This is a genomic window from Acetobacterium sp. (assembly GCF_036508315.1).
In the GTDB taxonomy this organism is placed as follows: Bacteria; Bacillota; Clostridia; order Eubacteriales; family Eubacteriaceae; genus Acetobacterium.
Genome location: NZ_DATCHP010000073.1, coordinates 1 through 4,858, shown reverse-complemented (window position 1 = coordinate 4,858; position 4,858 = coordinate 1). Strand labels below are relative to the sequence as shown.

Annotated in this window: 9 protein-coding genes, 1 tRNA gene and 1 pseudogene; all 11 read left to right on the top strand. The window is 39.4% G+C overall.

Translation table 11 applies throughout. The features are described from left to right. Positions 1–786, top strand: a pseudogene (locus tag VIK44_RS09640) (CO dehydrogenase/CO-methylating acetyl-CoA synthase complex subunit beta); the annotation flags it as partial. Between the two features lie 134 nt (positions 787–920). After that, entirely contained in the window at positions 921–1,118 is a 198-nt protein-coding gene (locus VIK44_RS09635) for a CooT family nickel-binding protein (protein ID WP_050739658.1), read from the top strand. Between the two features lie 4 nt (positions 1,119–1,122). After that, on the top strand, positions 1,123–1,545 hold the full coding sequence (locus VIK44_RS09630) for a DUF3842 family protein (RefSeq protein ID WP_331553689.1): 423 nt from the start codon (positions 1,123–1,125) through the stop codon (positions 1,543–1,545). After that, positions 1,546–1,764, top strand: coding sequence for a hypothetical protein (locus tag VIK44_RS09625; RefSeq protein ID WP_331553688.1), 219 nt, complete (start codon positions 1,546–1,548; stop codon positions 1,762–1,764). A gap of 232 nt (positions 1,765–1,996) precedes the next feature. Further along, on the top strand, positions 1,997–2,857 hold the full coding sequence (locus VIK44_RS09620) for a D-alanyl-D-alanine carboxypeptidase family protein (protein ID WP_331553687.1): 861 nt from the start codon (positions 1,997–1,999) through the stop codon (positions 2,855–2,857). Positions 2,858–2,960: 103 nt separating this feature from the next. After that, positions 2,961–3,037 (top strand) — tRNA-Arg (locus VIK44_RS09615). Positions 3,038–3,134: 97 nt separating this feature from the next. Further along, positions 3,135–3,320 (top strand): hypothetical protein, encoded by a 186-nt coding sequence (locus tag VIK44_RS09610; RefSeq protein ID WP_331553686.1) that lies wholly within the window; start codon positions 3,135–3,137, stop codon positions 3,318–3,320. Between the two features lie 77 nt (positions 3,321–3,397). Further along, positions 3,398–3,889, top strand: coding sequence for an N-acetyltransferase family protein (locus VIK44_RS09605; protein WP_331553685.1), 492 nt, complete (start codon positions 3,398–3,400; stop codon positions 3,887–3,889). Positions 3,890–4,128: 239 nt separating this feature from the next. Beyond that, positions 4,129–4,278: a 50S ribosomal protein L33 gene (gene rpmG, locus VIK44_RS09600; protein WP_331553684.1), complete on the top strand. Its 150-nt coding sequence runs from the start codon at positions 4,129–4,131 to the stop codon at positions 4,276–4,278. An 18-nt stretch (positions 4,279–4,296) separates the two neighbouring features. After that, entirely contained in the window at positions 4,297–4,677 is a 381-nt protein-coding gene (secE, locus tag VIK44_RS09595; RefSeq protein WP_331553683.1) for a preprotein translocase subunit SecE, read from the top strand. A 13-nt stretch (positions 4,678–4,690) separates the two neighbouring features. Continuing rightward, positions 4,691–4,858 (top strand): transcription termination/antitermination NusG family protein (locus VIK44_RS09590; protein ID WP_331553690.1); only part of this gene is annotated, 168 nt, incomplete at its 3' end.

Genomic DNA, 4,858 nt, shown 5'->3' with positions numbered 1-4,858 from the left:
AACGCCGAAGATGTTGACCGAATTGTCGAAGAAGAAGTTAAACCAATTTACGCTGCACGTGATGAACGAATGGGTGCTTTGACAGATGAAAGTGTTGATGAATTCTATACCTGTTTGTTATGTCAATCCTTTGCCCCCAGTCATGTTTGTGTTGTTACACCAGAACGTTTAGGCCTTTGTGGTGCGGTATCCTGGTTGGATGCCAAGGCAACCAAAGAACTTGATCCACTGGGACCAAATCAACCGATTGTCAAGGGAAAAGCCGTTGATGAACGTCTTGGTATTTGGGATTCAGTTAATGAAGTCGTTGCTGCCGCTTCACAGGGCGCAGTTAAGAAAGTAACGCTTTATTCAATTCTTGAAGATCCGATGACTTCCTGTGGATGCTTCGAATGTATCTGCGGTATTATGCCGGAAGCCAATGGTGTTGTTATTGTAAACCGTGAGCATCCGGATGTTTCGCCAGTAGGTATGACTTTCGGTGAACTTGCATCGATGACCGGTGGCGGGGTTCAAACACCTGGTTTCATGGGTCATGGCCGTTTCCTCATTGGCTCCAAGAAGTTTATGTCTGCTGAAGGCGGCTTGGAACGCATTGTCTGGATGCCAAAGGAATTAAAAGATGATGTGGCTGAGCGTTTAAATAAGGCCGTATTTGAAATGACCGGCATTGAAAACTTTGGCGACATGGTTTGCGATGAAACCATTGCCAACGATTCTGAAGGCGTATTGGAATACTTGGAAAAAGTTGGACACCCGGCATTAACCATGGATCCTATTATGTGATTTGGGAAAAATATAAAGGATCGGTTTTAATATTAAGATTAATGTGATAAAATAAAACTATGCAGTCGCCCTGAGAACCTTGCGTTAAAGGGCGGACTGTGTAGCATTAATTATGTTGAAAGGAGGCTATGAACATGTGTGAATCTTCAGCTTATATGATTACTCCTGAAGGAGAAACAAAGATTATGGATTATGTCGTTGATATTATTCCAAATGATGATGGCAGTTTAACCCTGTCAGATTTATTAGGCGGTACTAAAATTGTTCAAGGCAGACTCAAAGAAGTAAAACTTCTTAAACACAAGATTATTATTGAAGGAATAGCGGTTTAACTGGATGAATATTGTTGTGCTTGATGGTATGGGAGGCGGCATTGGGTCGCGTATTGTTGGAATCCTTAAAGAGGAAATCCCTTCATATATTGAAATATACGGATTGGGAACAAATGCGCTGGCAACAGCTGCCATGTTAAAAAAAGGTGCCAATAAAGGTGCCACTGGCGAGAATGCCATTGCTGTCAGTGTCCAAAAAGCCGATGTTATCATTGGCTCAATTGCAATGACCATTCCCAATGCAATGATGGGAGAAGTTACACCGAAAATGGTTGAAGCCATTGGAAACAGTGACGGACTAAAAATTTACATTCCGATTTTACCTGAAAATCACTATATTGTATCCCTGGAACAAAAACCGTTATTGCTTCAGATAAGAGAAGCAGTGGCTCTGATCAAAAGAGAATTGAAACTGGGAGATGCTTAAATGAGTGATGTATCGAATATCCAAAAGGAAGAGGAAATCTTCAAAGTATTCCTGGCTCATTGGATCAATCATACCGGGGATCATATTGACGGCTATCGGGAATGGGCGGATAAGTTAAAGGGGACCTCTAAGAATGAGGTGTCTCAGGAAATTTATTTGGCCATTGAAAAAATGACAGCGGTTCAAAGAAAATTTACGGATGCGAAAATTCATTTTTAGTTGAAAAAATCCGCATAAATTAAAATTAATCAATCAAAATAAACCATGCTTGAAAGCAGGACTTCTTAGTTCTGTTTTTTTTATGAAATGCGGAAAAACTTTATAAAAACACTAAAAGCAGGACTTTATGAGTTCTGCTTTTTCTATTGCAAAAATTAGAAGAAAATAAAATAATAATATCTCAATAGTAAAACATAGTGTATAATGAAAGAAAAGATTGAGGTTAAAATTAATGAAGATTAAGAATAAAAAACGTTTTGCTATTTCCATTGGCAGCCTGATGGTGTTAATCATCATCATTATTGTGATGGCGATTATCGGAATTAACAATCAAGCTAAAACGATTCAGGCATCAAAGGAAGCGCAAAAGGCTCAAGTGACAGAGTCACAGAAAAAAACGGTTGAAGCAGATGCAAAAAATACAAAAACTCAGACGAGTACTGTAGCAGAGGCTACAGTAACCCCTGCAGAGTCAAAAACTAAAGAACCGGATACTGCGGTAACAACCGAAGCGCCGAAAATCAACGATAGTGTAAGCTCAAATGAAGGAATTACCCAGGTCGTCAATAAAAATCACAGCATTTCTGCAGACTTTGTTCCCGATGATTTAGTGTCGGTTGATCTTCCATCTACCCGGGATACTCAACTTCGAGGGGTTGCGGCAACGGCCTTAACCGGACTTTTTAAGGCAGCCAGTACTGCTGGATTAGAGCTTTATTGCTGCTCTGGGTATCGAACCTATGAAACCCAGGCAGGTCTATATGATTGGAATGTTCAGACCTATGGGGTTGAAGGGGCAGAGCTTGTGAGTGCCCGGCCGGGAATGAGTGAGCATCAAATGGGTTTAGCCATGGATGTCACCAGTGCTTCCGCAGGATTTGACCTTTTGGAGAGCTTTGGAAGCATGCCGGAAGGCCAGTTCATTAAAGATAATGCCTATAAGTACGGATTTATTGTACGTTATCCCCAAGGTAAAACAGATATTACCGGCTATGCTTATGAGCCCTGGCATCTTCGTTATGTAGGCGTTGATGTGGCAACAGACATCTATAATAGCGGCAAAACCATGGAAGAATATTATGGCGTAAATTAGTTAATAGAGGTTATTCCGGCCTCTTTTAACCAGTTTATTAATATTTCTTAAATAATAGTTTTCAAAAAAGTGATTTATTGGTATAATGAGCTTTGAAATTCATGCGCCCGTAGCTCAGGTGGATAGAGCAGTAGTTTCCTAAACTGCGTGCCGGTGGTTCAAATCCACTCGGGTGCACCATTTTTTGACAACTTCAGCAACCCTTTTCAGGGTTGTTTTTATTTGATCGACTAATAATTTTAGAAAAACAATGAATTGGTGGAGGTATTATTTTACTATGGAAAATAATAAAAAATATTTTATCATCGTTGGGTGTCTTTTTCTTTTCGCACTGGCTTCCCCTGTGATTATTGCCTGGCTGGCATTAGTGCTGTCACCATATATCACAACCATTGGGGTAATCATCATCATTTTTATCGTGACAGTGATTATTGCCTGGCGTGGAAAAATCGGTCGCAAGTAAATAAATCTCAGTTGACGATAACAGTAAAGTGAAATTTCGGATTTGATGAAAATATTAATATAAACAGGAGATTTAAGTTGAAAATACGATTAGTAGAAGAAAAAGATTACCAGCAGGTATTGGATATTCTCAATGAAGCCATAGAAAAGCGGATTTATACTGCCCAGCTTCGTGAGGCAACCATGGAAGACCGAAAATCCTGGTTTGTTGAACATTCATCGACTCAACATCCAATGTTTGTGGTTGAGGAAGACGAAGAGATCATGGGGTGGGTTACCTTAACGGAATTTCGCGGCGGACGGGAAGGTTTTCGGTATGCTTCAGAAATCAGTTATTATATTGACAGCCGTGCCCAGGGGAAAGGTCTTGGAAACAAGCTGATGAGCCTTGCTATTGCAACCGCACGGGACATTGGCTATAAAAGTTTGATAGCGATTATTTTTGATAGTAATTTTATCAGTATAAATCTGGCAAAAAAACATGGCTTTGAACTCTGGGGACATCTCCCGGATGTGGTGGATATTGATGGCGATATTTTCGGCTGTGACTTCTGGGGATTAAAACTGTAAAAATAACAAATCCGACTTGATTATTTTAATCGAAACTGGTATAATAAAAAGTGTTATTTTAAAGGCCACGAGCCTTTTTTTATTTGCAAAAAAATAGAAGAAGAACCAGAGATAATTATTGATGTTTTCATTGACAGAAATAGGTTTCTTATGGTATTCTATGTTAGTGACTATGAAAATAGGGAACGTGTGCCTGCATGTTCCTAAGGTGTTTATATAAGTATGTAGGAGGTGCCGGAATGAGAGTAAAAGTTACTTTAGCATGTACAGAATGCAAGCAAAGAAATTACGATACCATGAAAAACAAGAAGAATAATCCTGATCGTTTACAAATGGATAAGTATTGCAAATTTTGCAAAACGCATACACCACATAAAGAAACGAAATAATGGCTGAAGAGGAATATCATGGCAACAAATAAAAAAACAAAGAATAACAGTAGTAAACAAAAACAAATAAATAACACCCAACAACAGGCACAAAAATCCGGAGTCAAGGCGACTGACCTCTTAAAAGAGGAAAAGAAAGCACCTCAGACAACGGCGAAAAATGAGAAAAAACCTCAGAAAAAATCAAGCGATAAGAGTAAAAGACCAAATATTTTTCAGGTAATAGTAGGCTTTCTCAAAGGCGTCTACCATGAGCTTAAAAAGGTAACTTGGTTGGAAAGAGACGAATTGATGCGACGTACAGGCGTTGTCGCAGGCATTGTTTCAATTTTCACTTTCCTCGTTTGGGTTGTTGATTCAGGATTAGGGGCACTTGCTGCGCTATTTCTCAACAAATAGTTAAGGGAGAACCATGGAAAATAATCAACAAGATGAGGCCCAATGGTTTGTAGCCCATACCTATTCTGGTTATGAGAACAAGGTTAAGGCTAGCATTGAGGCCACAGTAGAAAACAGAAATATGGAGGAACTGATCCTAGAAGTTCAGGTTCCTGTACAAGAAGTAGCGGAAACCAAAAAC

What these genes read in the sequence shown, in the direction of transcription:
- secE (WP_331553683.1), top strand. Translation starts at nt 4,297, where the DNA reads ATGGCAACAAATAAAAAAACAAAGAATAACAGTAGTAAACAAAAACAA.
- VIK44_RS09625 (WP_331553688.1), top strand. Translation starts at nt 1,546, where the DNA reads ATGAGTGATGTATCGAATATCCAAAAGGAAGAGGAAATCTTCAAAGTA.
- VIK44_RS09630 (WP_331553689.1), top strand. Translation starts at nt 1,123, where the DNA reads ATGAATATTGTTGTGCTTGATGGTATGGGAGGCGGCATTGGGTCGCGT.
- VIK44_RS09635 (WP_050739658.1), top strand. Translation starts at nt 921, where the DNA reads ATGTGTGAATCTTCAGCTTATATGATTACTCCTGAAGGAGAAACAAAG.
- VIK44_RS09620 (WP_331553687.1), top strand. Translation starts at nt 1,997, where the DNA reads ATGAAGATTAAGAATAAAAAACGTTTTGCTATTTCCATTGGCAGCCTG.
- VIK44_RS09610 (WP_331553686.1), top strand. Translation starts at nt 3,135, where the DNA reads ATGGAAAATAATAAAAAATATTTTATCATCGTTGGGTGTCTTTTTCTT.
- rpmG (WP_331553684.1), top strand. Translation starts at nt 4,129, where the DNA reads ATGAGAGTAAAAGTTACTTTAGCATGTACAGAATGCAAGCAAAGAAAT.